General features: G+C 25.2%; 29 protein-coding genes. 19 read left to right on the top strand and 10 right to left on the bottom strand.

All coding sequences use genetic code 11. The features are described 5' to 3' along the window. Window positions 1-55: 55 nt before the first annotated feature. The 3 genes from ABHC41_RS10970 (at window position 56) to ABHC41_RS10960 (ending at window position 3,117) form a co-directional block, all read left to right on the top strand. A complete protein-coding gene (locus ABHC41_RS10970) occupies window positions 56-964 on the top strand; it encodes a tyrosine-type recombinase/integrase (protein WP_166505760.1) in 909 nt (302 codons plus the stop codon). Between the two features lie 87 nt (window positions 965-1,051). Next, window positions 1,052-2,494: an adenylosuccinate lyase gene (gene purB / locus ABHC41_RS10965; RefSeq protein ID WP_195237384.1), complete on the top strand. Its 1,443-nt coding sequence runs from the start codon at window positions 1,052-1,054 to the stop codon at window positions 2,492-2,494. 170 nt (window positions 2,495-2,664) lie between these two features. After that, a complete protein-coding gene (locus ABHC41_RS10960) occupies window positions 2,665-3,117 on the top strand; it encodes a MarR family transcriptional regulator (protein ID WP_092924814.1) in 453 nt (150 codons plus the stop codon). 85 nt (window positions 3,118-3,202) lie between these two features. Here the strand turns inward: ABHC41_RS10960 and ABHC41_RS10955 are convergent, their stop codons facing one another. Next, on the bottom strand, window positions 3,203-4,423 hold the full coding sequence (locus tag ABHC41_RS10955; protein ID WP_271892220.1) for a pyridoxal phosphate-dependent aminotransferase: 1,221 nt from the start codon (window positions 4,421-4,423) through the stop codon (window positions 3,203-3,205). Window positions 4,424-4,716: 293 nt separating this feature from the next. Between ABHC41_RS10955 and ABHC41_RS10950 the strand changes: the two genes are divergently transcribed. The 3 genes from ABHC41_RS10950 to ABHC41_RS10940 all read left to right on the top strand — a co-directional run bounded on the left by ABHC41_RS10950 (window position 4,717) and on the right by ABHC41_RS10940 (window position 6,899). Continuing rightward, on the top strand, window positions 4,717-5,676 hold the full coding sequence (locus tag ABHC41_RS10950; RefSeq protein WP_271892219.1) for a DUF4931 domain-containing protein: 960 nt from the start codon (window positions 4,717-4,719) through the stop codon (window positions 5,674-5,676). Window positions 5,677-5,730: 54 nt separating this feature from the next. Continuing rightward, window positions 5,731-6,483: an exodeoxyribonuclease III gene (locus ABHC41_RS10945; protein WP_195237386.1), complete on the top strand. Its 753-nt coding sequence runs from the start codon at window positions 5,731-5,733 to the stop codon at window positions 6,481-6,483. A gap of 89 nt (window positions 6,484-6,572) precedes the next feature. Continuing rightward, complete coding sequence (locus ABHC41_RS10940; RefSeq protein ID WP_092924822.1) at window positions 6,573-6,899, top strand: hypothetical protein; 327 nt, start codon at window positions 6,573-6,575, stop codon at window positions 6,897-6,899. A gap of 24 nt (window positions 6,900-6,923) precedes the next feature. Here the strand turns inward: ABHC41_RS10940 and ABHC41_RS10935 are convergent, their stop codons facing one another. Further along, a complete protein-coding gene (locus ABHC41_RS10935; protein ID WP_092924824.1) occupies window positions 6,924-7,700 on the bottom strand; it encodes a 3'-5' exonuclease in 777 nt (258 codons plus the stop codon). A gap of 332 nt (window positions 7,701-8,032) precedes the next feature. Here ABHC41_RS10935 and ABHC41_RS10930 point away from each other — a divergent pair, with 332 nt between their 5' ends. From ABHC41_RS10930 to ABHC41_RS10920, 3 genes are all read left to right on the top strand, one after another. After that, on the top strand, window positions 8,033-9,931 hold the full coding sequence (locus ABHC41_RS10930; RefSeq protein WP_271892215.1) for a glutamine synthetase: 1,899 nt from the start codon (window positions 8,033-8,035) through the stop codon (window positions 9,929-9,931). 252 nt (window positions 9,932-10,183) lie between these two features. Beyond that, window positions 10,184-10,948 (top strand): M23 family metallopeptidase, encoded by a 765-nt coding sequence (locus ABHC41_RS10925; RefSeq protein ID WP_092924828.1) that lies wholly within the window; start codon window positions 10,184-10,186, stop codon window positions 10,946-10,948. A 139-nt stretch (window positions 10,949-11,087) separates the two neighbouring features. Further along, on the top strand, window positions 11,088-11,768 hold the full coding sequence (locus ABHC41_RS10920) for a hypothetical protein (protein ID WP_166505756.1): 681 nt from the start codon (window positions 11,088-11,090) through the stop codon (window positions 11,766-11,768). An 8-nt stretch (window positions 11,769-11,776) separates the two neighbouring features. Here ABHC41_RS10920 and ABHC41_RS10915 read toward each other — a convergent pair whose 3' ends face one another. Continuing rightward, on the bottom strand, window positions 11,777-12,898 hold the full coding sequence (locus ABHC41_RS10915) for a glycosyltransferase (RefSeq protein ID WP_271892213.1): 1,122 nt from the start codon (window positions 12,896-12,898) through the stop codon (window positions 11,777-11,779). 178 nt (window positions 12,899-13,076) lie between these two features. On the opposite strand from ABHC41_RS10915, the gene ABHC41_RS10910 reads away from it, so the two are divergent. The 5 genes from ABHC41_RS10910 (at window position 13,077) to ABHC41_RS10890 (ending at window position 17,302) form a co-directional block, all read left to right on the top strand. Continuing rightward, window positions 13,077-14,405, top strand: coding sequence for a hypothetical protein (locus ABHC41_RS10910; RefSeq protein ID WP_271892211.1), 1,329 nt, complete (start codon window positions 13,077-13,079; stop codon window positions 14,403-14,405). A 190-nt stretch (window positions 14,406-14,595) separates the two neighbouring features. Then, window positions 14,596-14,901, top strand: a complete 306-nt coding sequence (locus tag ABHC41_RS10905) for a PadR family transcriptional regulator (protein ID WP_092924834.1) — start codon at window positions 14,596-14,598, stop codon at window positions 14,899-14,901. Between the two features lie 14 nt (window positions 14,902-14,915). Then, window positions 14,916-15,635 carry a DUF1700 domain-containing protein gene (locus ABHC41_RS10900; RefSeq protein ID WP_166505753.1) on the top strand — a complete coding sequence of 240 codons (720 nt, stop codon included), beginning with the start codon at window positions 14,916-14,918 and terminating at the stop codon, window positions 15,633-15,635. Further along, a complete protein-coding gene (locus ABHC41_RS10895) occupies window positions 15,625-16,632 on the top strand; it encodes a hypothetical protein (RefSeq protein ID WP_240275666.1) in 1,008 nt (335 codons plus the stop codon). Before ABHC41_RS10900 ends, ABHC41_RS10895 begins: the two co-directional genes overlap by 11 nt. 118 nt (window positions 16,633-16,750) lie before the next feature. Beyond that, entirely contained in the window at window positions 16,751-17,302 is a 552-nt protein-coding gene (locus ABHC41_RS10890; protein ID WP_195237392.1) for a hypothetical protein, read from the top strand. Window positions 17,303-17,429: 127 nt separating this feature from the next. On the opposite strand, the gene ABHC41_RS10885 is transcribed toward ABHC41_RS10890, so the two are convergent. Beyond that, complete coding sequence (locus ABHC41_RS10885; protein WP_195237394.1) at window positions 17,430-17,648, bottom strand: hypothetical protein; 219 nt, start codon at window positions 17,646-17,648, stop codon at window positions 17,430-17,432. A gap of 258 nt (window positions 17,649-17,906) precedes the next feature. Between ABHC41_RS10885 and ABHC41_RS10880 the strand changes: the two genes are divergently transcribed. Continuing rightward, complete coding sequence (locus ABHC41_RS10880; protein WP_195928707.1) at window positions 17,907-18,986, top strand: hypothetical protein; 1,080 nt, start codon at window positions 17,907-17,909, stop codon at window positions 18,984-18,986. A gap of 64 nt (window positions 18,987-19,050) precedes the next feature. On the opposite strand, the gene ABHC41_RS10875 is transcribed toward ABHC41_RS10880, so the two are convergent. Both ABHC41_RS10875 and ABHC41_RS10870 read right to left on the bottom strand, forming a co-directional pair. After that, entirely contained in the window at window positions 19,051-19,371 is a 321-nt protein-coding gene (locus ABHC41_RS10875; protein WP_092924844.1) for a YlbF family regulator, read from the bottom strand. Between the two features lie 90 nt (window positions 19,372-19,461). Next, window positions 19,462-20,283, bottom strand: a complete 822-nt coding sequence (locus tag ABHC41_RS10870; RefSeq protein WP_275890813.1) for a pyridoxamine kinase — start codon at window positions 20,281-20,283, stop codon at window positions 19,462-19,464. A 228-nt stretch (window positions 20,284-20,511) separates the two neighbouring features. Here ABHC41_RS10870 and ABHC41_RS10865 point away from each other — a divergent pair, with 228 nt between their 5' ends. Both ABHC41_RS10865 and ABHC41_RS10860 read left to right on the top strand, forming a co-directional pair. After that, entirely contained in the window at window positions 20,512-21,657 is a 1,146-nt protein-coding gene (locus tag ABHC41_RS10865; RefSeq protein ID WP_092924848.1) for an amidase domain-containing protein, read from the top strand. Between the two features lie 135 nt (window positions 21,658-21,792). Next, the gene (locus ABHC41_RS10860) at window positions 21,793-21,993 is read left to right on the top strand and encodes a cold-shock protein (RefSeq protein WP_092924850.1); all 201 of its coding nucleotides are present in this window, start codon (window positions 21,793-21,795) and stop codon (window positions 21,991-21,993) included. Between the two features lie 84 nt (window positions 21,994-22,077). Here ABHC41_RS10860 and ABHC41_RS10855 read toward each other — a convergent pair whose 3' ends face one another. Continuing rightward, entirely contained in the window at window positions 22,078-22,845 is a 768-nt protein-coding gene (locus ABHC41_RS10855) for a hypothetical protein (RefSeq protein WP_092924852.1), read from the bottom strand. A gap of 202 nt (window positions 22,846-23,047) precedes the next feature. On the opposite strand from ABHC41_RS10855, the gene ABHC41_RS10850 reads away from it, so the two are divergent. Beyond that, window positions 23,048-23,452 (top strand): CBS domain-containing protein, encoded by a 405-nt coding sequence (locus tag ABHC41_RS10850; RefSeq protein ID WP_092924854.1) that lies wholly within the window; start codon window positions 23,048-23,050, stop codon window positions 23,450-23,452. 31 nt (window positions 23,453-23,483) lie between these two features. On the opposite strand, the gene ABHC41_RS10845 is transcribed toward ABHC41_RS10850, so the two are convergent. Then, window positions 23,484-24,239: a peptidylprolyl isomerase gene (locus ABHC41_RS10845; RefSeq protein ID WP_166505751.1), complete on the bottom strand. Its 756-nt coding sequence runs from the start codon at window positions 24,237-24,239 to the stop codon at window positions 23,484-23,486. Between the two features lie 108 nt (window positions 24,240-24,347). After that, a complete protein-coding gene (locus tag ABHC41_RS10840; protein WP_092924858.1) occupies window positions 24,348-24,644 on the bottom strand; it encodes a hypothetical protein in 297 nt (98 codons plus the stop codon). Window positions 24,645-24,923: 279 nt separating this feature from the next. Between ABHC41_RS10840 and ABHC41_RS10835 the strand changes: the two genes are divergently transcribed. Next, window positions 24,924-25,181 carry a TIGR03905 family TSCPD domain-containing protein gene (locus ABHC41_RS10835; protein ID WP_195237398.1) on the top strand — a complete coding sequence of 86 codons (258 nt, stop codon included), beginning with the start codon at window positions 24,924-24,926 and terminating at the stop codon, window positions 25,179-25,181. 27 nt (window positions 25,182-25,208) lie between these two features. Here ABHC41_RS10835 and ABHC41_RS10830 read toward each other — a convergent pair whose 3' ends face one another. Continuing rightward, a complete protein-coding gene (locus ABHC41_RS10830) occupies window positions 25,209-25,661 on the bottom strand; it encodes a hypothetical protein (RefSeq protein WP_092924862.1) in 453 nt (150 codons plus the stop codon). Between the last annotated feature and the right edge of the window lie 153 nt (window positions 25,662-25,814).

Here is a 25,814-nt window from a genome sequence, read left to right as displayed (position 1 = left end):
ATAAAAATTATAAGGTGTCAACTAAATATAATATATGAAATGAAAGGATAAATATATGAATAAAATTATAGAATTAGATGATTATGAATATGAGATTTTTAAAAACTTTTCGAAAAAACTTAACCCAGCAACTAGGCATGATTACTTATCAAAAATAATAGCATTTAAAGAGTTTATAGATGATAAAGAACTCTTATATGTAGATAAAGAAGATTGTCAAAAATTTATCGATAATGTAAAAGAAAACTATGCAAAGTCAACATCAGAAAAGATATATAGTTATTTACATAGTTTCTATAATTTTTTAATGAAAGAAGAATATATAGAAGTAAACCCATTTAGATATGTAGAAAAGCCTGAAGTAACTAGAATAAAAACTAAAGATGATGTGTTAAGTATTCAAGAAATAAATCAACTAGTAGATTCCATATATAAGTTAACTATAAGAGATAGAGCTATAATAGTATTTTTAGTAACAACAGGATGTTTATTAAATGAAGTAGTTAGTTTAAAATGGAAAGATCTTATGGTAGATGAAAAAGATAACCACTATGTAAGACTTGGCAAAAAAAGAAAAGAAAGGATAGTAAAATTACATCCATATTGTTTTAAGCTATTAGAGGATTACAGAAATTATTCTGGATTATCAGAGGTTATAATGCCTACAGAAGATTTTGTATTTACAACTCAAAAAAGTAATTCTATAACCGATAGAAATGTTAGATTAATAGTTAGAAAAGCGTTAGATAATGCTGGGCTTTGCCAATATTCTGCAAAAGATTTTAGACACTCTTATGCTGCTATAGCACTAAGACTAGGTGCTAATGAATCTGATATAAAGAAGCAGTTAGGTTGGAGTGATAAATACTATGCTATAAGGTATAAATATGTATTAAATTTTGTTGATAGTGAAAGTATAGATTATATGATGCAAAAAGAAAATCTTACGTTAAATAACAAATAAAATGAACATAAATAAAAAAAAACTTGTTATGGTTCGTAATATTTTATATAATTATTATATAACAACTTAAGGAAGGTGCGAAAAATTATGATAGATAAAAAATATAGTACATACCAAAACCCTTTAATAGATAGATATTGTAGCAAGGATATGAGCTATATATTCTCTCCACAATTTAAATTCTCAACTTGGAGAAAGTTATGGGTGGCACTTGCAGAAGGTGAAAAGGAATTAGGAATAAATATAACTGATGAACAAATAGAAGAATTAAAAGCTAACATATATAATATAAATTTTGATGAAGCTAGAAAGATAGAAAAAGAAGTAAGACATGATGTAATGAGTCATGTAAAGGCATATGGACTTCAATGTGATAGCGCTAAAGGTATAATACATTTAGGTGCTACTTCAGCTTATGTTGGAGATAATACAGATGTTATACAAATGGATGAGGCTTTAAAACTTATAAGAATAAAGCTTGTAAACTTAATAAACAACTTAAGAGAGTTTGCATTAAAGTATAAAGACGTTCCAACACTTGGATTTACACATTTCCAAGCAGCACAGCTTACAACAGTAGGTAAAAGAGCTACATTATGGGCTCAAGATTTAATACTAGATTTAGAAGATATAAACTACAGAATAGATAATATGAAGCTAAGAGGAGTTAAAGGTACAACTGGAACTCAAGCAAGTTTCTTAAGTCTATTTGAAGGCGATCATGAAAAAGTAAAAGAACTTAATAAGTTAGTTTGTGAAAAGATGGGATATAAATCTTCTTATGCAGTAAGTGGACAAACATATACTAGAAAATTAGATTATCAAGTGTTAAGTGTATTATCTGGTATAGCACAAAGTATGCATAAAATGACTAATGATATAAGATTACTACAAAGTTTAAAAGAAATAGAAGAACCATTTGAAAAGAATCAAATAGGATCATCTGCTATGGCATATAAGAGAAACCCAATGAGAAGTGAAAGAATAGCATCACTTTCTAAATATATAATAGCAGAATCATTAAGTCCTGCATTAGTACAAGCTACTCAATGGTTAGAAAGAAGCTTAGATGATTCAGCAAACAAGAGATTATCTATACCACAAGCATTTATGGCAGCAGATGCTATAATAGAAATAGGTATAAATGTAACTAATGGATTAGTAGTTTACGAAAATATGATAAATAAACATATAAATGAAGAACTTCCATTTATGGCTACAGAAAATATACTTATGGAAGCTGTAAAAAGAGGTGGAGATAGACAAGAACTTCACGAAATAATAAGAGAGTACTCTATGCAAGCAGCTTATAGAGTAAAGCAAGAAGGTAAAGATAACAACTTAATAGAGCTTATAATAAATGATGATTCTTTCAAAATGTCTAGAGACGAAATACTATCTGTAATGGATCCTAAAAACTTCATAGGTAGAGCTCCAGAACAAGTTGTAGAATTTGTAAAAGAGTATTTAGATCCTGCAATAGAAGAGTTTAAAGAGCAAATAGGAATGACAATAGACTTACACGTATAAATTTTTAAAAGTACCATATTATATGGTACTTTTTTAATACAAAATAATACAAAATAAAAATATATAATAAAATTATTTTAAAATAAAATAAAAAGTATTGTCTTAATTAGATTTATAATGTAAACTAATAGTTAGAAAAAGAAATATATATAAACATCTAAGGAGGCAAAATGAACCACGTAGTATCAGATACAATCGCGTTTTTATCAAGAACATTTCCAAAAATATATTCAAGTTTATATTTAGAATATTTAAAAGAATATTCTTCTATAAAAAATGTTAATAAAACGCAATTAAGAGCTTTGATGTTTATCAAAAACTATGGGGATATAAGTATGACCGATCTATGTTCAAAGTTAAACATAGAAAAGGGGAGTTTAACTAGCATGGTTGATGATTTAACAGAAAAAGGATATGTAATAAGAACTAGAGATTTATCAGACAGAAGAAAGTATTTAATAAGTATAACAGACAAGGGAATGAATCTTGCATCAGATTTTATGGAAAAGTTAAGCCAAAAACTAGAAGATAAATTAAGTAAATTAAATGATGAAGATATAAAAAGATATAGGGACGCTATAAATACTTTAGAAGATATACTAAATCAAGAAAACTTCAGATAAATATATAAGAAAAATTTTATATTATGAAAATAAATAAAAAAGAGGTAAAAATTATACCTCTTTTTTTACATACAAGGAAATTATATTAAGCATCAGCAGATGATAATTGAGATTTTTTTAGTTCTACGTATTTTTCAAGTCCTTCTTTTAATATAGAAGCAGCTTTTAATAAGTCATCTTCATTTAATATATATGCAAGCCTAATCTCATCACGACCTAAGCCTTCTGTTGAGTAGAATCCTTCAGCAGGACAAACCATAACTGTTTCATTATCTTTATTAAAATCTTTTAGCATCCATATAACGAAATCTTCAGCATTTTCAACAGGAAGCTTAGCAACTATATAAAATGCACCAGTAGGCTTTTTACAAACTACACCATCAACCTTCATTAATTCATTATATAAAACATCTCTTCTTCTTCTATATTCCTCATTAACTTCTTTAAAGTATGAAGTTGGAGTCTTATATAGCTCAACTGAGCCTATTTGTTCTAATGTAGGTACACAAAGTCTTCCTTGGCAAAGTTTTAATATTTGTGCTATAAGCCCTTTATTTTTAGATGCTATAGAACCAATTCTTGCTCCACAAGCACTGTATCTTTTAGATACACTGTCTATTATAACAACTCTATCTTCTATTTCTTTTACATTACCGAAACTTGTATATGAAAGACCATCGTATACAAATTCTCTATAAACTTCATCTGCTATTATCCATAAGTTGTTTTCTATAGCTATTTTACCTATCATATCTATTTCTTCTTTCGTATAAACTGTTCCTGTTGGATTACCTGGGTTGGAAAGTAATATACCCTTAGTTTTCGAATTGATTCTTGATGTGATTTCTTCTTTAGATGGTAAGTGGAATCCTCTTTCAGCTTTAGTTGTTATAGGATTTACTTCTATATTTATACACTGACTAAAGCCATTGTAGTTAGTATAAAAAGGTTCTGGTACTATTATATTATCTCCTGGATCACATATTGCCATAAGAGTGAAAAGTATTGCTTCACTACCTCCATTAGTAATTAGTATTTCATCTTTATCAAAATGCATATCATATGTAGTATAATAATCTTGAAGTGATTTTATTAATTCTGGAATACCATTAGATACAGCATATTCTAATACATTACTATCAAAGTTTTTTACTGCTTCAAAAAATCCTTTTGGAGTCTTTATATCTGGTTGGCCTATATTTAAATGATAAACTTTAATTCCTCTAGATTTTGCATCAAGTGCATAAGGAACTAACTTTCTTATTGGAGAAGACTGCATAGCAGATACTCTCTGTGAATATTTCATTTAAACTACCTCCTATATAATTAAAATAACCAGACAATTTTATAGCCCATAGGAAATAATATTATGACGATAAAGCTTTATAGTAGATTTTCCATAGATAGCTTTAAAAAGTCAATTTATAATTTCAAGATTATAGTAGCATATATGGCGTGAAAAATCTTGTATACATAAATATAAGAATATACACAAATAGTTAAAGATATTAAAAAAGTAGCAAAAAAATGGATATATAATGTAAAATCAATAGTATAAGGCTTTTATAATAAAGAATGTATTTCTAAGAGGTGTTATAAATGAGTAACTTAATAATAGATAACATGAATAATGATAAAATAATAGTAGCAAAGGATAGGTCAAAAAGGCCTATGGATAAAGCTAAAAATTATGAAGAAGTGGAAATATACAATGAGTATGAAGTAAAATGTCCTTTTTGTAGAGGAAATGAAGAATTTATAGAGGATGAAAAATATAAGGTATGTGATAAAAATGGATGGCTTGTAAAATCTGTAAATAATAAATTTCCTATAATAAATGATGAAAAAGAAGACATATATGGCATTCACGAAGTAATGATAGATACCTATAGGCACAATGGTAATTTTTATAACATGACTAAAGAAGAGTTTATTCATATGTTTGAGATGTATAAAAATAGATATAAAAATTTAATAAATGATAAAGGGATAGAGTATGTTAGTATTTTTAAAAACTTTTTAAGAAAATCAGGTGCATCATTAGATCATCCTCATACTCAAATCATATCTCTATCAATTGTACCACCAGAAATATACAATGAAATAAATATAGCAAAGGATTATTATAATCAAAATAAATCATCTTTATATGAATATACAATAGATAAAGAAATTAAAGAATTTAAAAGAACTATATACAATGGTAAATACTTTTTAGCTTTAGTTCCTTATGCCACTAGATATAGCGGTGAGATAAGAATTATATCAAAAGACAAAATTAGATTTGAAAACATGGAAGACAAACATATAGATGAATTATCTAAAATATTTGAAAAATTATTTAAAAAACTATATAAGGTAAGAGGATATAGTCCTTTTAATCTATATATACATACACATCCAAATAAAATAAAATGTGATGAGTATTATAATTTTCATATGCATATAATACCTAGGAAATATAGTTTTGGAGGATTTGAATTAAGTACAGGGCTATATGTATCATCAATTAATCCTTCAGAATTTGCAAATAAATTAAGGTTTAATAATATAGATTGATAATAATTAAAACTGGGTAATATAAAAATACAATAATAAACTTAGGAGGAATAAATGAAATTAATATCTTGGAATGTAAATGGAATAAGGGCGTGTGTAACAAAAGGATTTTTAGACTACTTTAATGAAGTAGATGCAGATATATTTTGTTTACAAGAAACAAAGCTTCAAGAAGGTCAAATAGACCTTGATTTAAAAGGATATCACCAATATTGGAATTATGCAGAAAAAAAGGGATATTCAGGAACTGCTATATTTTCTAAAATAGAACCTTTAAGTGTATCTTATGGGTTAAATATAGAAGAACATGATAAAGAGGGAAGAGTAATAACTTTAGAATTTGAGGACTTTTACTTTATAACAGTATATACACCAAACTCTCAAAGTGAATTAAAAAGACTAGAATACAGAATGAAATGGGAAGATGATTTTAGAAATTATTTATTAGAATTAAATACTAAAAAGCCTGTTGTAGTATGTGGAGATTTAAATGTTGCTCATAAAGAGATTGATTTAAAAAATCCTAAAACTAATAGAAAAAATGCAGGATTTACAGATGAAGAAAGAAATAAATTTACAGAACTTTTAGATTCTGGATTTATAGATACATATAGATATTTTAATGTAGATAAAGAAGGCGTATATTCTTGGTGGTCTTATAGATTTAATGCAAGAAAAAATAATTCTGGATGGAGAATTGATTACTTTGTAGTAAGTGATGATATGAAAGATAGATTAGTTAGTGCTGATATACATACACAAATATTAGGATCTGATCATTGTCCTATAGAATTAGTCATAAAATAATTATTAATAAATTTTATATCACCTTAATATAATGTATAGTAGCATGATTATATTAAATCATAAGAAAAATTTATATTAAGGGGGACAAAATGAAATTATTAGAGCTTAAGCATAAATTAGAAAAAGGAGAATCTTTAGGCGGAGAGGTTATTTATATAAAAGAAGATAATATACTATATGGAATAGAGTGTTTATATGAAGATAGAGAGAATGAATATATAACCTTGCTAAAGTCAAAAGAAGAATCTGTTAAGGTATGTGACTTTTTAAATATATTAAATGAACTATATGCCAATATAGGTGATAAAGATGTATTTATAGGAGAAAAAGAGCTAAATAGAAGTGAAAGTAAAGAAATAAAAAGTGTAGAATTTGCTCAGTATGAGCTTATGAAGATGCTATTTATAAATATTTAAATAAAAAAAGATAGAGTATATACTCTATCTTTTTTTATATTTAGGTTCACCACTTAAAAATTGGCCAGTTTTCCCCATCTTATATGCTAAATCAATAATTTTTTTATCTTCACGAGTTAATGGTCTTTCAAGAAGTTTTTCAAATTCTTTGAATAGTTTATCATAATCTAATTGCTTTTTTTGACTTCTTTTAGAAGAACAAGGTGCTTTAACTGTAGTATACATATATACATCAGGAACTATACTTGGATTATATATTTTAATAAACACTTGAGAAGTATAATATGCATCATTTAAAGCATTATGATATGATTTGTCTTGATTTAATCCTAATATATTAATAGCATTTTGAAGACCAATACTTTTTCCAGCGGGATTATTAAAGTAATTTGAAGCGTGATGTTGTATATTTATATATGATTTAGGCAAAGTTTTAGAAGGTAGACTATAGTAATTTATATTTCTATATAGCTCTTTTAAATCACCAGTTCCCCATACACAAAGCACAGGATTTTTAGTAGAAATAAATTTTTTAAAATCCTTATAAACTTGTGGAAAGGTAGGTGCATCTAAAACATCATCTATAGTGATATTAGTCATTTTACCAACAAAAGGATGAATTTTTTTGTATAGTTGAGGTTTTACATAGCTATTAAAGGTATCTATTAGATTAAAATTGCTATCTAATTTAATTGCACCTATTTGAATTATCTCAAAAGGACATTTTTCATTAGATACTGTCTTATTAATTTTTTTGTCAAAGCCTTGATTAAATTCTAAGTCAAAAACTATATATTCCATAATACTTCTCTCCTAATAATCTTATCTTGTGATAAAATGTATAATTAAATTATAAAATTACTTGTATTAATATATAAAATACATCTTACTTTAGTATACCCTATATTGATAAAAATGTTAAATAAATGTATAAAAAACAGTAATAAGTAATATCGTGAATATGTCTGAAATAATAAATTAATAAAAATATTGCGAACTTTAAAAGCTTAATATATAATAAGTATAAATTAAAATACGAACAAAACGATTTATAAAAATTTAAATATAAAAGTTTTAGGTGTCGTGTATATTTTTCAGTACAAAATACATATCTTATAGGGGAGTGTGCTTAAATGCAAAAACTATTATATACAATAGAAAGAGATAATCATAATGAAAAAAATCTTAGAGATATATTAAGTAAAAATAAGCATATAAAGTTTGTATCATTAATGGGTGTTGACTTAGGTGGAAATGCAACTGATGAAAAAATACCTATGGAATTGTTTTTAGATGATATAGACAATTTCTTAGAATCAGCAGTTCAAACTGATGGTTCAAGTGTTGAGCTTTATAATATTGCTACATTAAACAATGCTAAGGTAGATTTAATGCCAGATACAGAGTGTACATGGTTTATAGATTATAATTTTGAGCATATAGATGAAGAAACTAATTTGCCTGTAGGTACCCTTAGAATACCTGCATTTTTAATACATGAAAATAAAAAAGTTTGTTCAAGGGGAATACTTAAAAAATCAGAAAAATATTTTAAAAACTCTATAATAGAGTTATTTAGGGAATATCCACATCTTATAAATAATATAGGAATAGAAAAAGCAGATGATATAGAAGATATAATACTAACAGCTGCAACTGAATTAGAGTTTTGGGTAAATACTCCAGAAGATAAGGCTGACTTAGAGAAATTATCGGTATCTCAAAGCTTAAAAGAACAGTACTGGAAAAGAACACATGGGATAATAAGAACGTGCCTAGAAAAGTCAATAATAGTACTTCAAAAAATGGGAATAAATCCAGAAATGGCACATAAAGAAGTAGGGGGAATAAATAGTTCTATAAGTATAGATGGTAAAACTAACCACGCGATGGAGCAATTAGAAATATCATGGAAATTTTCTAGCCCTATACAAACAGCGGACAATGAGTTATTAGTAAGGGAGATAATAGAAGACGTATTTACGTCTCATGGACTTGAAGTAACATTTAAAGCAAAACCTATACATGGAGTTGCAGGTAGTGGAGGACACACTCACGTAGGAGTTAGTGCAAAATTAAAGGATGGAAGTATAAAAAATTTATTTGCGCCAAGAGATATGAATAAAGATTATGTAAGTGAAATTGGTTATGGAGCACTTATGGGTATCCTTAAAAACTATGAAGTATTAAATCCTATAGTAACGGCAACTAATGATGGATTTAATAGACTGGTTCCAGGGTTTGAAGCACCTGTTTGTATAGTTACATCTCTAGGGCATAGCTATAAACTACCATCAAGAAATAGATCTGTATTAGTAGGGTTAGTAAGAGATATTAAAAATCCTAAAACAGTAAGATTTGAACTAAGATCTCCAAATCCACTTTCAAATACATACTTAGTTATAGCTGGATGTTACCAAACTATGTTAGATGGAATAAAAGCAGTAGCTAAAAGTAAATTAACAACTAAGGAACTTGAAAAAGAAATATCTAAAGATATAGGAGAAGAAAGTTTTTATTTAGAAAAAAATAGATCATACAGAGATGAAAATGATGTATTTGAGTATTATACAATTGAAGAGAGAAATGAAAGATTCTCAGCACCACCAGCAACTGTTTATGAAAATATGAGAAATCTAGAAATAAATAAATCTAAGGTAGAAGTGTTAAAAATGGGAGATGTATTCACAGAAGCTATAATAGATTCATTTAAGACAGGCGCTATAGACAAGTGGACAAAGGAATTAAATAATAGAATAATACAAAATGATAGAGAAATAATAAGAAATTGTGTAAAATTACATGATAATGAAAATATGGACGCTTTAGATGAAGTTACATGGAATAAAATATGTGATATAAAGTTTAAAGTTATGAAAGATACATTAACTAAAAAATCACTATTTACAGAAATAAAAGAAGCTATAGAATTTAATGATTTTGAAAAAGTATCAAAGTTACAATTAGAATTAAATGGATATATAGAAGATATTCAAGCACTATATGCAGATTACAAAAAAAATATTTACTAAAGTAAAGGAGCTATCTCAAATAGAGAATAGCTCTTTTTTATATACAAAAAATTATATTTTAAGCAACTGACAAAGTCGTTGACGGTATAAAGTATTTTATCTACATGTCGCTTAGGTGAAGCGAATTTTTATAATAAAAAATTAGGAAAGTTTACTTTATTACTTAACAATAATTCTTAAATTGAATAAAAAATGTAATAAAAATGTAAAAAATAGTTAATACTGATAAATAGTTTTAAAAGGAGTGAAAAAATGAGAAAAAATATATTTACTTATATGTTGATTTTATTAGTATGTATTTTGCCATACAATAATGTACATGCATCAACAGAATTACAAATTGATAGACTAATAGAAAATGAGCAAAAGCAAAAGGAAATATCTAAAAAAATAAATGAACTAGACTTAGAATTAAAAAAAGAAGAAAGTGAATCTATAGAAGTTATAAGTATAAGCTTTTTAGAAGAAGATATGGATCTAGTAGAAGAAAAAGAATATTCATTACAAGAAAACAAAAAAGCATTAGAAAAAGAATTAGAAAATATAATGATAGATAGTATACAAATCCAAAAGAGCATAGAGAAAGAGAAGAAAGAGTATTTAGATAAAAATAATTTAAGTTTTATACCTGGCATATGGCCTTTAAAATCATATTATGAAATAAGCTCTGCATATGGACAAAGAATACATCCAATAACTAAAAAAGCAAATTTTCATAGAGGGATAGATATACCTGCTCCTAAGTCTACTGAAATATTAGCTAGTGATGATGGAATAGTAGAGTTTTCTGGTAGTCAAAATGGGTATGGTAATGTTGTGAAGGTAAAACATTTTGATGGAAAGACAACAGTATATGCACATAACTCATATAATAGAGTTAATAAAGGTGATATAGTAAAAAAAGGACAAGCTATAGCGGAAGTTGGAAGTACAGGAAATTCAACTGGTAATCATGTCCACTTTGAGATTTTATTAAATGGAGAAACTACAAATCCTATTGATGGAGTAATAAAATAATTTAAATATATTAAAAAGGAGGGTAATATACCCTTCTTTTTAGCATAAAATAAATTATAATAAAGTAATCAAAAAACATAAGCCTAATCTATAAGTTAAAAATTTAGAAAATTTAGAAAATTTAAAAAGGGATGATGCCATGAAAAAAGATTTTCTATTAGATATGCTTTGTTATATACTTTTACCTTTGGGGGTTTGCTATATAAGTGAATGGAAAAGTCTAGAGTATATAGCTATATTATTAATAGTGCCAGGAATACTTTATTCACTTTATACATTTAAAAGCCAACATAGATTAAACATTACAGCAATAATATTTTCTTGCATATATATAATAATACATTTAGTAAAAAAAGATATGGATTCAAGCTTTGAAAAATATGCATATGATATATATATCCTAATAGGAATATTAGTAGCTATAATTATTAGTAATTTATTAAAAAAAGATATAGCAAGTGCTTTATACACAGATATACTAAGAGCTAATGGGCATAGTAAGTATATTATAAAAAATAATATAAGAAAGTATAATCTTTGTAATGAATTTAATAGAATTTCAAATATAATAAATATTCATATTTTAGCTATAATATTTATTAAGTATTACACTATAATAAATTATAGCAACGAAAGTTACAAAATAACATTAACATTAGAGATGTTAGTAAATATATTATTTCTTATAGGAGAAATATATATAACATATAATATATTTAATCATGCTAGTAAAAAGTTAAGAAATAAAAATACAAAGGTATTAGAAAGCAAAAAAGACAATATAATATATTTAGATAAATGTAAAAAAGCTAATAAATAACAAGTGTATTACTTGTTATTTATTAGCTTTAAAATACTGTCTCCAATACTTTCATTTTCTATAGTGTTTTTAAAAGATTTCATATTGCACTTCATAAAATTAAATATAGAATCAAATTTATTTGAAGCTATACTATTAAAAATATCTTTTAAATCTTCATCATTTGTATATACTAATCCAATTCCTTTATCTATTATGAATCGGGCATTTTCTATTTCTTGTCCTACCTTAGGAAGCTTAACGACAACTGGTGTTTGAGAAAGAATTCCCTCAAAAAGTGTTGCCCCTCCAGGTTTAGTTATCATTAAATCATACTCTCTTAGCAGATTGTGCATATCAGTAACAAATCCTAAAACTTTAATATTGTTTAAAGGTTTTTTTTCTTTTAATATATCATAAAGCTTCTTATTTTTACCAGTAACAATAGCTATTTCTATGTTATTACAGCTATTTTCTATAAATTCATCAATCCAATACATGAAATCTTCATCTATATCAAATAAACCTCTACCACCACCAAGTAATAAAATTTTATACTTATTAGATTCTTTTGTCTTATTCTCAATACAAAATTTTTTGTTTATAGGTACACCAGTTACTTTTATAGATTCTGGATTAATACCTTTTTGAACATATCTATTTTTTATTTCTAATGATGGTACAAAATACATGCTTGTATCTGGATATATCCATTCGAGGCTATCAACTACATCTGTGACAACTGTTAGTGTGGGAATATTAATACTAGGGTATTTAATTTTAAAATTATACACACAAGCAGCAGCAAGAGGAAACGTTGATATAATAACATCAGGATTTACATCTAATATAAATTCGATAAGCTTAGGAGTATATAATTTATGAGCTATATCATGTTTTGAATCAAAGGACTTTTTTAAATAATAATAGTAGTTATATAGTCCAGGAACATATTTAGTATTGTTTTCATAAAGTTTTACCATTGGTTTATTCATCCTAGGTATACTAGCTGTTATAAAATTTTCTATTATTACATTAACAGAAGAATCCTTTTCTAAAATATAGTCTTTTATGGCATTTGCTGCACTTATATGTCCTGCACCAAATTGAGCAGTAAGAATTAGTACAGTCTTTTTATTATCTATATCCATTAAATATTCACCTCTAAAAAATTACCTTAATAAGTATAATTTATTATAACCATATAAGGAAAAATAAGCAATAATAGAAGTTGATGTTAGCTTCTAAATGTATATAAATAATTTGTAATTTAAAATTTTATAGAGGAAATATCAAATAAGAATTGAAAATAATAAATGAGGTGGTGATATGGAAAATATTAATAAAATTAATGTAAAAGATGATTATAATAGAGAATATTTTATAAAATTATCAAAATCTATAGTATACACAGCAATTGGAATAATTATATTTTTTATACCTATTAAATTAAATGGACAAGTATTGAATTTAATATATCATATATCATATAAGCTTCAAAGTAATATGAAACATTTCATAGAAGTGTGTATTGTATTTTATTTAATTATAGGAATGTTTAAAGAAATATTAAAATGTAACTTGAAAAATAAAAATATTCTTATTATTAGTAGAATTGTAGCATTAATTTTCTTAGTAAATATATTTTTTGGAAGTAAAAACGGACTTTTAGGAAATGATAATGTATATCTTCTTATAGAAGAAGTAGTATTAAATACAATAATTGTATTTACTATAGGTGTTTTATTTATGCCATTTTTAGAATATGGATTGTTAGAATTAACAAGTGTTTATCTAAATAAATATACAAAATTGTTATTTAGAATAGATGGTATAAGCTTTTTAAATATATTGGTATATATTTTTACAAATCCATTTTGTGGAATGTTTATGACTAATAAATTATATAGAGAAGGTAAATTAAAGGAATATGAAGCTTGTAATATAATATTAAATTTTTCAATACTTTCATACCCAATAGTTATTTATATATGTGGATATCTAAATATAAATCTAGCTTATGCCATTACGGTGTCAACTACTGTATTAATATTAATAAATATGGTATTAAGTAGAATATATCCAATATCTAAGAAGAAAAAATCATATTATTTAAAAAGTAATAAAAAAAATAGTTACCCTAAAAAGGATAAATTAAAAAAAATAATAAAATATTATTTATCTAATAGTGATAGTAAAGGTCTATTTAAAGCAATTATAGATAATTTAGAAGAAAGCATAAGTATATCTATAAATCTTATACCAAATATAGTTATATTTCTATATATAGGGCAGATAATATTAAATAGTGAGATAATAATAGAAATAATAAAGATTTTGATTAATCCAGTATTAGATGTTTTGCAAGTTAAAAATATAAATGAGTTAGTAGGATTTATAATAGATGTATTTTATAACACTATAATAGGAATAAATAATGTAGATAAAAGTATAAGTATACAAACCAAAATTTTAATTTGTATAATAGGAATTTTAAGTTGTACATCTATTAGCACAAATATTATATATATAGCTAATAATAAAATGGCATTAAAAATAAATATAAAAGAGTTTATAATATCTTATTTACTTAGAATAAATTTAATTATAATAATATACATATTTATAGCTTACTTGTATAGTGGATATTTAATATAAGATAGGGAGCTATTTAAGCTTAAAATAGCTCCTTTTTCAAAATTATCAACTTAAAGGATAATTTTAATATTAACTTATTATAAATTACTATTGTGCAAAACAAAGTACTGTGCTATTATATAATCACTACTATAATAAAACAATGTAGTGTGTTATACACAGTAGACTGCTTAATGAGAGGAGGAGTTTTGTGAATACTCAGTTTAGAAAAGGAGTACTTGAAATATGTGTACTAGCTCTTATTTCTAAAAAGGACATGTACGGATATGAGATAGTGCAAAATATATCTAAAGTTATAGAAGTTAATGAAGGAACTATATACCCTATTCTTAGAAGACTTACAAAAGAGGGATATTTTGACACATATATATTAGAATCGAGTGAGGGACCTGCTAGGAAGTATTATAAATTAACAGACTTGGGAAAAGAAAACTTAAATAAGTTAATTGTAGAGTGGAAAGATTTCGTAAAGGCTGTAAATATTTTAATAGAGTAAAAGGAGTGATAATATTGAATAGAGCTGAATTTTTAGATATATTAAGAGATTATCTTAAAGGTAGTTTTTCAGAAGAAGAAATAGGAGATATATTAAGAGACTATGAAGAATACTTTTTAGATGGAACAATAGAGGGAAAAAGCGATATAGAAATAATAAAATCTCTAGGTTCACCTAAAACTATAGCTAGTGAACTTATAGCAGAGACTAAAAATAAAGAAGAAGATAATAGTATAAGACTAAAAATAAATATAATAAAGTCAAATTTTAAAAGACAATATATAAACTTAAAAGATAGAGTTAGTGAAAAATTAACTTTAGATATTGAAAATAATGACCAAAATAAAAGAAAAATAATACAATTAGGTCTTAGTATACTATCTTTAATAGTATTCATTCCAAGATTTTTAATAGTATTATTTTTATCTGTAGTTGGTATTATATTAGTTTCATTAATTGGTTTATATGTAGCTACAATGCCTATAATAATGAATTTTATATCTCAAACACATGAGGTAATGGGACTTTATGTATTTATGTCTATTGCATTTGTAGGTGGTCAGATACTAGCATGGCAAATATATATATTTATAATATCTATATATAAAACAAGCGTAAATAGATATAAAAGTTGGATGAAAACAAGAAAACTATATATAAATGCTAGTAAGAAAAAAGAAGCTAATAATAAAGAAGAGAATAGTTTTAAGGAAGGAGAGAAAGATGATGAATAAAAAGGTAACCATATTTTCAATAATATTAATAGTAATTGGTATAGTTGGCACTATATACTTTTCTATATCATCTGTCCCTTATTTTACTCAAACTATATCTAATATAGAAAAAAGCTTAGATAAAGAGCAAGTAATTTATAATAAAAATATAAGTATAGAAAATTTAGATGTAAAGACTAAAGTTAGTAATATAATAATAGAAAAATATGAAGGACATGAAGTTAAAGTAGTAAAAAAAGGTACAAGTAACTACAATATTAAAGAAGATGGCAATAAATTGAGTATAGTTGAAAATGAAAATGAATATAATTATAAAATAAGCAACAATTTAGAAGAATTTATAGAAAATGTGATTAATGCATTTTACTATAATAATAGTCAAAGTTTAATTATATATGTTCCAAATAATATAAATGTAAATGCATCTACTGATTATGCAAGATTAAGTATAGAAAATAATCTATTACTAGATAGTGTATATTATAAGACTATAAATGGGTATATATCACTGCCTAAAGGGATGAAAACACTTAAAAACCTAGATATAAAATCTAATGGACATATATATTTATCTACAGAGGAATTAATAGGAATAGATAACGTTAATATAGAAAGTGGTGGAATTGAAATATATTCAGCTCAAAATGAAATATTTGTAGATGATATTGAAAAATTTATACCAAAAACTATAAATATAACTCAAAATAGTAATAGTAGTTCAAATATTAATATAGATACAAATATCCCAATAGCTAAAGAATTAAATATAAATGCATACAATTCAAGCGTTTATATAAACATACCAAGTAAAAATTATAATTTTAGTGTAGATATGAAGTCTATATCAGGTATAAATGCAAGTAATATGCTTATTGATGAGCATTATAGAAATGATGAAAACTTAAAAGAGTTAAAGGGAAATTTAAACAAAGAAAATTTAAATAATGAAGAGAAATATATTATAAATGTAAAAGCGGATAATATAAATTTACATTAAATAAATGAAATTATAGCCAAAAAATATAGAATAATCAATTAACTCCAATAAAAAATGCTAAAAATATAAAGTATACTATGTTATAATATTTATAAATATAAAAAGAAGAGGTATACTTATGAATAAATTAGCATTAAGTTTTATAACAGCTTTTACTTCATTTTTAGTTATAGGATGTAGTGATAAAAGCGTAAATGATGATAATAAAGTAGAAGTTAAACCATCTTCTGCAGTAGAAAGTGAAATATCTCAAAGTGAAGCAACACTAAAGGAATCGGATAAAATTAAGCAAAATTCAGATAGCATTAACATACCTATACATATACTTAAAGATGATCCTAAAGAGGTTAAGTATATAGAAGTTAAAAAAGATAGTACACTTCAAGAAAAGATAGAAAGTATTATAAATGTATTATCTAAAGAGTGCTTTAATAGTTTACCAATGAAAGTTACTGTTTTTATTAAGAATAGTACTGCAAGGATTGAATTGATAGAACCAAAGACTGATTCAGAGAGTAGAGTATCTTGGAAGAAAGATTATCTAAATGAAACAACAAAAGAGTACACAATAAATACAATTGTTAAAAATATAATTCAAGAAGATTATAAAGGCGATTGGATAAAAAAGGTACAATTATATTATGATGGTAAGTTAATATCATTAGATTAAAAGTCAGTATTAGAAGTATTTCTAATACTGACTTTTTTATGTTTTTATGATTATTTTGTTTTTAATTTACTTTATATTTTTATATGTATTTCAAAGAAATATAAAGTAAAAACAATTATCATATAAATTAGATATCATCTATTGTATATATATCATCATCAAGATTTGATATATAGTTAGCTATAGATAATACACCTATACCAGCGAGAAGCTTCATTTGTTGCTTGCAAGTTGCTTTAACTGTTGAAGTTGTTATTTTTCTAATTGAAGGACTAATTACACTCAAAGCAGCTAATGTAGCAGAACCTATTAAAATACCTTTTAATAATTGATTATCTTTATCCATGGTGTCACTCCCATCAAGATATAATTTATAATATTAAAATTTAATTAAATTTTAATATATAAATATGATGTGTAAATGATAAAAAAATATAATCTAAAACTAATATTTTAAAAATATTTATGATTTTAGGATTATTTACTTTAATAATATTATTAAAAGAACTAGTAACCAGATTTTAAGATTTTCATATAATTATATTAGACAGCATAAGTTTATTATGCGAGTTGAATATTACAGCAAAAGGGGTTTTGACGTATTATGAAGAAAAAGAAAAGCCAAGGGTGTGGATGTCAACCTAAGTGTGACAATTTCAATGTATGCAATGACAAAGTAAAATCATGTAAATCATGTAACTCACACAAATCAAATGTTTGTTGCAAAAAACCTTCAAAAAAATATATAGATTGTGATCATGAGAGTAAATGTGATTTTATGGACGATTGCAAATGTGATGAGCATTTTGAGATTACATGTGTAGATAAGTGCTTAGAACTAGCACAAAAAGCAGAAGATTTATTTGATGAAGCATCACGCTGTGAATGTAAAGCTAAGGAGTTAATGGAAAAAGCTAGAGAGTGTGAAAAATCATCAAATGTATTAGCAGCAAAAGCTAATGATTTAAGAGAAAAAGCACAATGCAACGAGAATGAATCTAGAGCAGCAGAATGTAAAGCCAAAGAATTAATGGAAAAAGCTAGAGAACTTTGTGAAAAGGCTAAATGCTTGCATAAAGAAGCTGAAGAAATAGAGAATGAAGCTAGATGTAAGTGTGAAAAAGCAAATGATTTAAGAGACAGAGCACAAGAATTCAGTGAAAAAGCTAAGTGTTTATATGCTAAAGCTTTAAAATTTGATGAAAAAGCATTAGAATGTTATAAATCTGCAGAAGATAAAATAAAAGAATATGGACATAAATCTAAAAAATGTGAAGAAATGATAAAAAAATGTAGTAGCAAGTTAGATAAGTGTGAAATGGATATGAAAAAATATATAGATTGTGATCACAAAAAATATTGTACATGCGATACTAAAGAAAGTAAATTATATTGCAAAAAAAATAAAGAGAAATATTGTGATATAGGTCTAAAGCCAGAATATTGTAAGCCACATTGCAAAGAAGATGTGTATATAGATTGTGATTGTGCAACTTATGTAAGCCCTATGTATGATATGTGTAATATGCACTATATAGGGGATATGGCAGATGAATATCCAATGGTCGGAATGCCTTATATGAATGCTTGCTCTAATCATTGTCAAGACGCAAATGATATGTGGATGCACTATTATATGAATATGAAAAATATGATGAAAAATATGGGATGGCCAAGATATTAAAATACTAAGAATAAATAAAGAATGCCTGCAGGCATTCTTTATTTATTCTTAAAGAAAATTATACTTATTTTAATAATTCTTTTTCTATAGACTTATATACTTTTTCCATGAGATTATTAAAATCTCTAGTAGATTTCATATAGCTAGAAACTAGAGGTAAATTAAAAAATTCTTGATATTCCTTGTTAAGTTCTACTAATTTACTTGATGCATCTTCTATTCTATTATTAGAGTAAAGCTTATTTTTTTTATCTATATAATTATCAAGTTGTCTTTTTAAATTTTTATTTTTATCAAGTTGGGATTTAGATTTCTTCATAAGTTTAAATTCATCACTAGATTTAATTGAATTAGCAAGTTCAAGTGCTTTTTTATTTATATCCATATATACCTCCATTTATAAAAAATACTATATTACATTTTATAATTTAAGAAGGTAATATATACTACATATTTAAAAGGAATATAATTTACATTATAAGCGAGTTAATTCATTTAAAAAGTATTCAAACATAATACCATCATTTCTATCAGTGTCAAATTTGGATGTATAGTTTACTACTTTATGAACAAAATAACTAGATTTGTTAATAGCAAATTCTAAATCATGACCATTTGCTATTAAGCCACATATAATAGATGTGAATATATCACCAGTGCCACTATAAGATAAATTATTATATTCAAATGAAGTAATAAAACAATTATCACTGATTTTATCATATCCAATATTTAGTATATAACCATCCTGAACTACTCCAGTTATAATTACATTTTCAGGGCCTAATTCAGAAATTTCTTTGGCCATATTAATAATATCTTTTTTAGTCAAATCACCAATATCAGAAATACTTCTATTGGTTAATAGACATGCTTCAGTTATATTTGGAGTCGTAAGATTAGATATCTTTACTAAATTTTTAATTTTTTTACACATATCGTTATCAAATATAGAATACATATTTCCATTGTCTCCCATTACAGGATCCACTATTACAAAAGAATTATTATTTTTCTTTATAAAGTCAATCACTATATCTACTTGGTCTTTAGAACCTAAAAAACCACTATAGATATAATCAAAATTAATATTAAGCTCAGACCAAACATTAGAGTATTCTCTCATGTGATCAGTAAAATCTAAAAAACTATATTTAGGATAGCCTGTTTGACTAGATAAAATTGCTGTAGGAAAAGGACAACATTGAGTTTTTAATGCAGATAATATAGGTATTGCAGCAGTTAAAGAACATCTACCTACACCTGATAAATCATGAATAGCAGCTATTTTCTTCAAAATAGCACCTCCCTATAAAAATATTTATATAAATATATTACTACTAAAAAATTCAAAAACAAATATATAATTACAAAAAATAAAATGTATGGCTACAATTTATATAAATATATATTAAAAAGATTTGGGAGAGTAAAAGCTTTAAATAAATTAAAATTATTTTTAATATGTTTGGATATAATAATATAAATCAAGAGAATACATAAATTGCTTTTAGGAGGTCTGACATTGATAAAACTTAATATTAAAAATAAGTATGCTAAAATTATAATTATATCATTATCATTAACGATAGCTATTGGATTATATTCATATATAAAAGAAGGTGAATTAATAATAAAATCAAACTCTACCGAAGTAAGTAAAATAGAAGATGGCGAAAATAATAAATACAAGCTTCTTCTTGAAGAACTATTTGATCATAGAAATAAAGCAATACTTGATAAAAATGAAGAAGGGCTAAAAGAATTATATGAGGTAGATAAAAAGTTTGGTTTATGGGCATGGGAACATGAAGTAAAAAAGATGAAATATCTAGAAAATTGGTCTAGTAAACAAGGAGTTAAGTTTAATGATATAAAAGCAAAAGTGAAAATCAAAAAAGTAAAAGAAAAGGAAGAAGGTTTATACGGCATTATATGTACAGTTTCAACAGAGTATAAGTATTCATATGATAAAGAACCAGATATTATAAATATGTGTAGAATAGGAACTTATCATTATATAAATGTCAAAATAATAGATGATCAATATATAATAACTAAAGAATGGTATACAGATCCATTTGCTGATTCTTTAAACTTAGATAATATAAAATCTGAAGACATAAAAAATTATATAAGTATGCAAAAGCCTACAATATTAGATTTAAAGCAAGAGCAAATAAAAGCCATAGAATATGCACATAAATATTGTGGAGCAGCTGCTGATGAAGAAAATGGTTTAAAATTCAACTCAAATTACAGAGATTATAATCCAGAAGGTGGAGACTGCGCAAACTTTGCATCTCAAATAATGTTTGAAAGTGGGAGATTCAAAAAAAATGATACATGGAATTACGCAGATGGTGCAGGAACTAAGGCATGGGTAAATGCACAAGCTTTTAAAAATTATATAGTATATAGTGGTAGAGGAAGTTTAATAGCAAAAGGAAGTTATGAAGATATTTATAAAGAAGCCTATAATTTAAGACCTGGGGATTTTGTGGCATATGAAAAAGGAGGCAGAATAACTCACGTATCAACTGTAACAGGACTTGACTCAAAAGGATATCCTTTAGTAACTTGTCACAATACAGATAGATTACTAGTACCATGGGATTTAGGGTGGAGTGATAAGGCTATAAGATTTCATTTAATTAAGGTACATTACTAGAAACTAGAATCTATAAGTTGATGTGTATAAACTTAATAACATTTGACAATGATATGTATATATGTTAAAGTAATAATAAAGTTGCAAACATTTGTAGCTAAATAATTTTTGTGTGTTTTTAGGAGGATCTATTAAATGAAAACTGGTGTAGTTAAATGGTTTAATAATGAAAAAGGATTTGGATTCATATCTGTAGAAGGTGAAGGAGATGTTTTCGTACATTTCTCAGCTATAGCTGCTGATGGATACAAGTCTTTAGAAGAAGGACAAAACGTTCAATTCGAAATAGTTGAAGGTGCTAAAGGTCCTCAAGCTGCTAACGTAGTTAAATTATAATTAATTTCATATATATATTAGTAAGTCTAGTAGTATGTGAAACACCCGCCGCAATTAAGCGGCGTTTTTAATTTCACTATTAACTTATTCTTTTACAAGTCCAACTCCATTTATAAATTTAAATCCTTTTTCATTAATCAAAGCATCAAATAAATCTAAAGAATTGTATTTACAGAAATTATCTAAACAATAAAGAGTATCATCTTCTAATTTATCAAATTCATTGTACATATGAAAAGGAGTACTAAACTTAATCATTTCATCTCTTAATTTGTCCATATCAATTAAAAATTCAGCATAAGATAAATCAAGACTTCCATTTAATATTAGGGATTTCACTATATCTAATATTTCATTCTTATCTTCAAATTTTATAACTATCTTTTCTTTATCTCTACGAGATTTAATATAGTCATTTATTTTATCAACAATGCTTAATAAATTATTATCTATAAAATAAATAAAATCAGCTTGATTAAATTTACTTTCAATATCTTCTATAAGTAATTCATTCATATGAGATTCCCAAAGTTGTACACCATATCTATTGTAATTAGTATTTTTTATAGGCTCTCCTTTATAGTCATAAATTCTAGGAACAGAGTAGTTGTGATAGTTAGCTATTTCACATCTAAAGTAGTATCCATCTTTATCTTTAGGAATTAAATTTACTATAAATTCATGCATATCGCTTCCTAAATATATTTTTGTGTTTTTTAATAAATCAAATCTATCTTTTAAAACTTTAGCATCTATATTGTATAAATTATTTTCATATGCTATTTCATATACCTTGTGTTCATATATTTTATTTAAAAAACTATTAACTTCTATATTATAATCAAATTTCATTGTTATACCTCCAAATTTAAAACATAAATAATTTTTATTTAATATATACCCATAAAAGATAATTTAAATAAAAAAAATAATTTTAACATATTTTAAATTAAAATATATATAAAAATATGTTAAAATTATAGTTGAGAGAAAGAAGAATATAATACTTTTGTATATAAATTAATTAATGTTTACTTATTGGAGGTGCAGTATAGTGAATATATTATTTTTTCTAACACCTAAGAGTGAAGTTGCATATATATATGAAAACTACACTATGAGGCAAACTCTAGAGAAGATGGAATATCATAGATATTCATCTATTCCCATAATTAATGATGAGGGGAAGTATGTTGGGACTATAACAGAAGGAGATTTATTGTGGACATTAAAAAATAAATTTTCGCTAGATTTAAAGGGAGTAGAGGATATTCCTATCAAAGAAGTAAATAGAAGAAAAGACAATTCTCCTGTTGATGTTAACGCTAATATAGAAGATTTAATTTCAAAATCTATGAATCAGAACTTTGTTCCTGTTATAGACGATCAAGAAATTTTTATTGGTATAATAAAAAGAAAAGATATTATAGAGTATTGTTACAATAAATTAAAAGAATAAGATAAGACCTAGTATACACTAGGTCTTATTTTTAGTCATTTAACTTGATCATATTTCCATATTTAGATCTAAGGTCATTTAATTTTTTAGAATAAACTTCTGTTTGCTTTTGATACATTAAAGTTCTTTCTATTTCATTTTTAACTTCTTCATATTCAGATTCTCCACCTTTATTTAAATCTTCTAATTTTATTAAGTGGTATCCAAATTGAGTTTTAACAGGTCCTGCTACTTCACCTTTTTCCATATTGAATACTGCTTCTTCAAATTCTGGAACCATTTGTCCTCTAGGGAATGATCCTAAGTTTCCACCAGCTTCTTTAGAAGGGCAAGTAGAATGTTCTGATGCTGCATCTTCAAAAGATACTTCATTAGCTTTTATTTTATTTAATAAATCATTAGCTTGTTCTTCAGTTTCAACTAATATGTGCTTAGCAGTAGCTGTTTCTGGCTTATGGAATTTATCTTTATTAGCATCAAAGAAAGCCTTCTTTTCTTCTTCAGTTAAAGATATACTAGTTAATACTTTGTTTATAGCATATTGCTTTAACATATTTTCTTGAACTCTTTGTAATTCTTTTTTAAACTCTTCATCGTTATGTAATTCATTTTCTTTAGCTTCCATATAGAATAATTCTTGGTTAACTAAATCATCTAATAATTGCTTTTTACCTTGCTCACTATTAAAGTGCATAGCTTGATATGGTTCTAAGCTTTGTAGAGCACTCTCAACATCGTAGTTAGTGATTTCTTTTTCTCCAATTGTTGCTAAAACTTTTCTTTCCATAATTGTTACTCCTTTATGTAAGTTTATAATTAATATTACTTTCAATTTAAATGATATCAGAAAAAAACTTATATGTCTAACATTTCCAAATTTTATACTAAATATGTATTAATATGAAAAAGTAATAGTTATAAGTAAAAGTGATGATAGCATTCCAACGACACCTTCATTTTCATTGTATTTAAAATTTTTTATGCAAGAAACATAAAAGTATATAAATAAAAATATTAGTTTAAAAATAAGTAATATTCTGTTTTTAGAGAATAATAAATAGCTACATAAAAATAGTATAAATGCTAAGATTGTAGTTATTCTATATAATACATCTATATCTTCTATTTTATTAATAGATTTTAGAATCATTATTATATAAACTATAGATGCTGTTAAAAATAATAGAAACATAAATATTTCAATCCTCATAGCAGCAATAGAAACATAGTCGTACCAAACTATAGGCCAAAAAAATAAGAATAAAAATTTAAAATATTTATCAAGAAATTCTTTTGAAATAATAAACACATCCTTTCAAATTCAATCTATAAATAAATTAAAGCATACAAATTAATCAAATACTACCATTATTATATCTATATAAAAAAAATATATGAAATATTTATTGTTTAATTAGTATATATATTAATTAAGAAATTAATTTATAAAATATATTAAGGTGGGATAAGTATGTATAGATATTATACTAAAGGTGTATGTTCAAAGTCTATATTAATGGATATTGAAGGGAATATATTAAAAGACGTAGTTTTCGAGGGTGGATGTAGTGGAAATACTATAGGAATAAAGCATCTAGTTGAAGGTAAAGATATTGATGATATAATAAAAAATCTTGAAGATATACCATGTAAGAATAGAGGAACATCTTGCCCTGATCAATTAGCTAAAGCACTTAAAATATATAAGAAATATATTTATAATAAATAAAAAAGTCTTCTAACGAAGACTTTTTTATTACTTAGTTACAACTATAGCTATTTTAGCATCAGGATTGTAACTAACTTGAACTAATTGATTTTTCTTAAGTCCAGCAAGGTCTTCTCCACCATAGTTTATTTCTAATTTTACTGGCATTTTACCTTGTTTTATTATAGCTACGTACTCATTTTTACCTTTTTTCTCTAGACTGATTAAGTTACCAACATAAGGCTTGAAGTTTTGATATTTTTCCCCAGCTTTTTTTATGTAGAAGTAAGTCCCAAGAGCAACTAATAAGTTAACTGCAAGTATAGCCCAACCATTTATCTTAGCAACCATACCAACTATCATAATGATAACCATTAAAACAATAGGAATTATAGCTTTTTTCATAAGTAGTTTGCCCATTATTTCATTAGCTCTTTTTTCAGGGCCAGTCATTGTTTTTGATCTAGCAAATGATTCTGCGAATTTGTCTTTTAAGCCCATATTAATCCTCCTAATTTAATTAATATTAGATATAATAACGATGTCATGCTTGAAACTTAAAGGTCATTACATTTATATTATGTACAAGTTTGTTATTAAAATTTATATTCAAGCAAAGCAAAATATATTAATTATTTTATCATATAATTAAAA

The sequence above is a fragment of the Romboutsia sp. 1001216sp1 genome, assembly GCF_039841805.1.
Lineage (GTDB): Bacteria > Bacillota > Clostridia > Peptostreptococcales > Peptostreptococcaceae > Romboutsia_C > Romboutsia_C hominis.
This window is presented reverse-complemented; position numbering and strand designations above follow the sequence as displayed.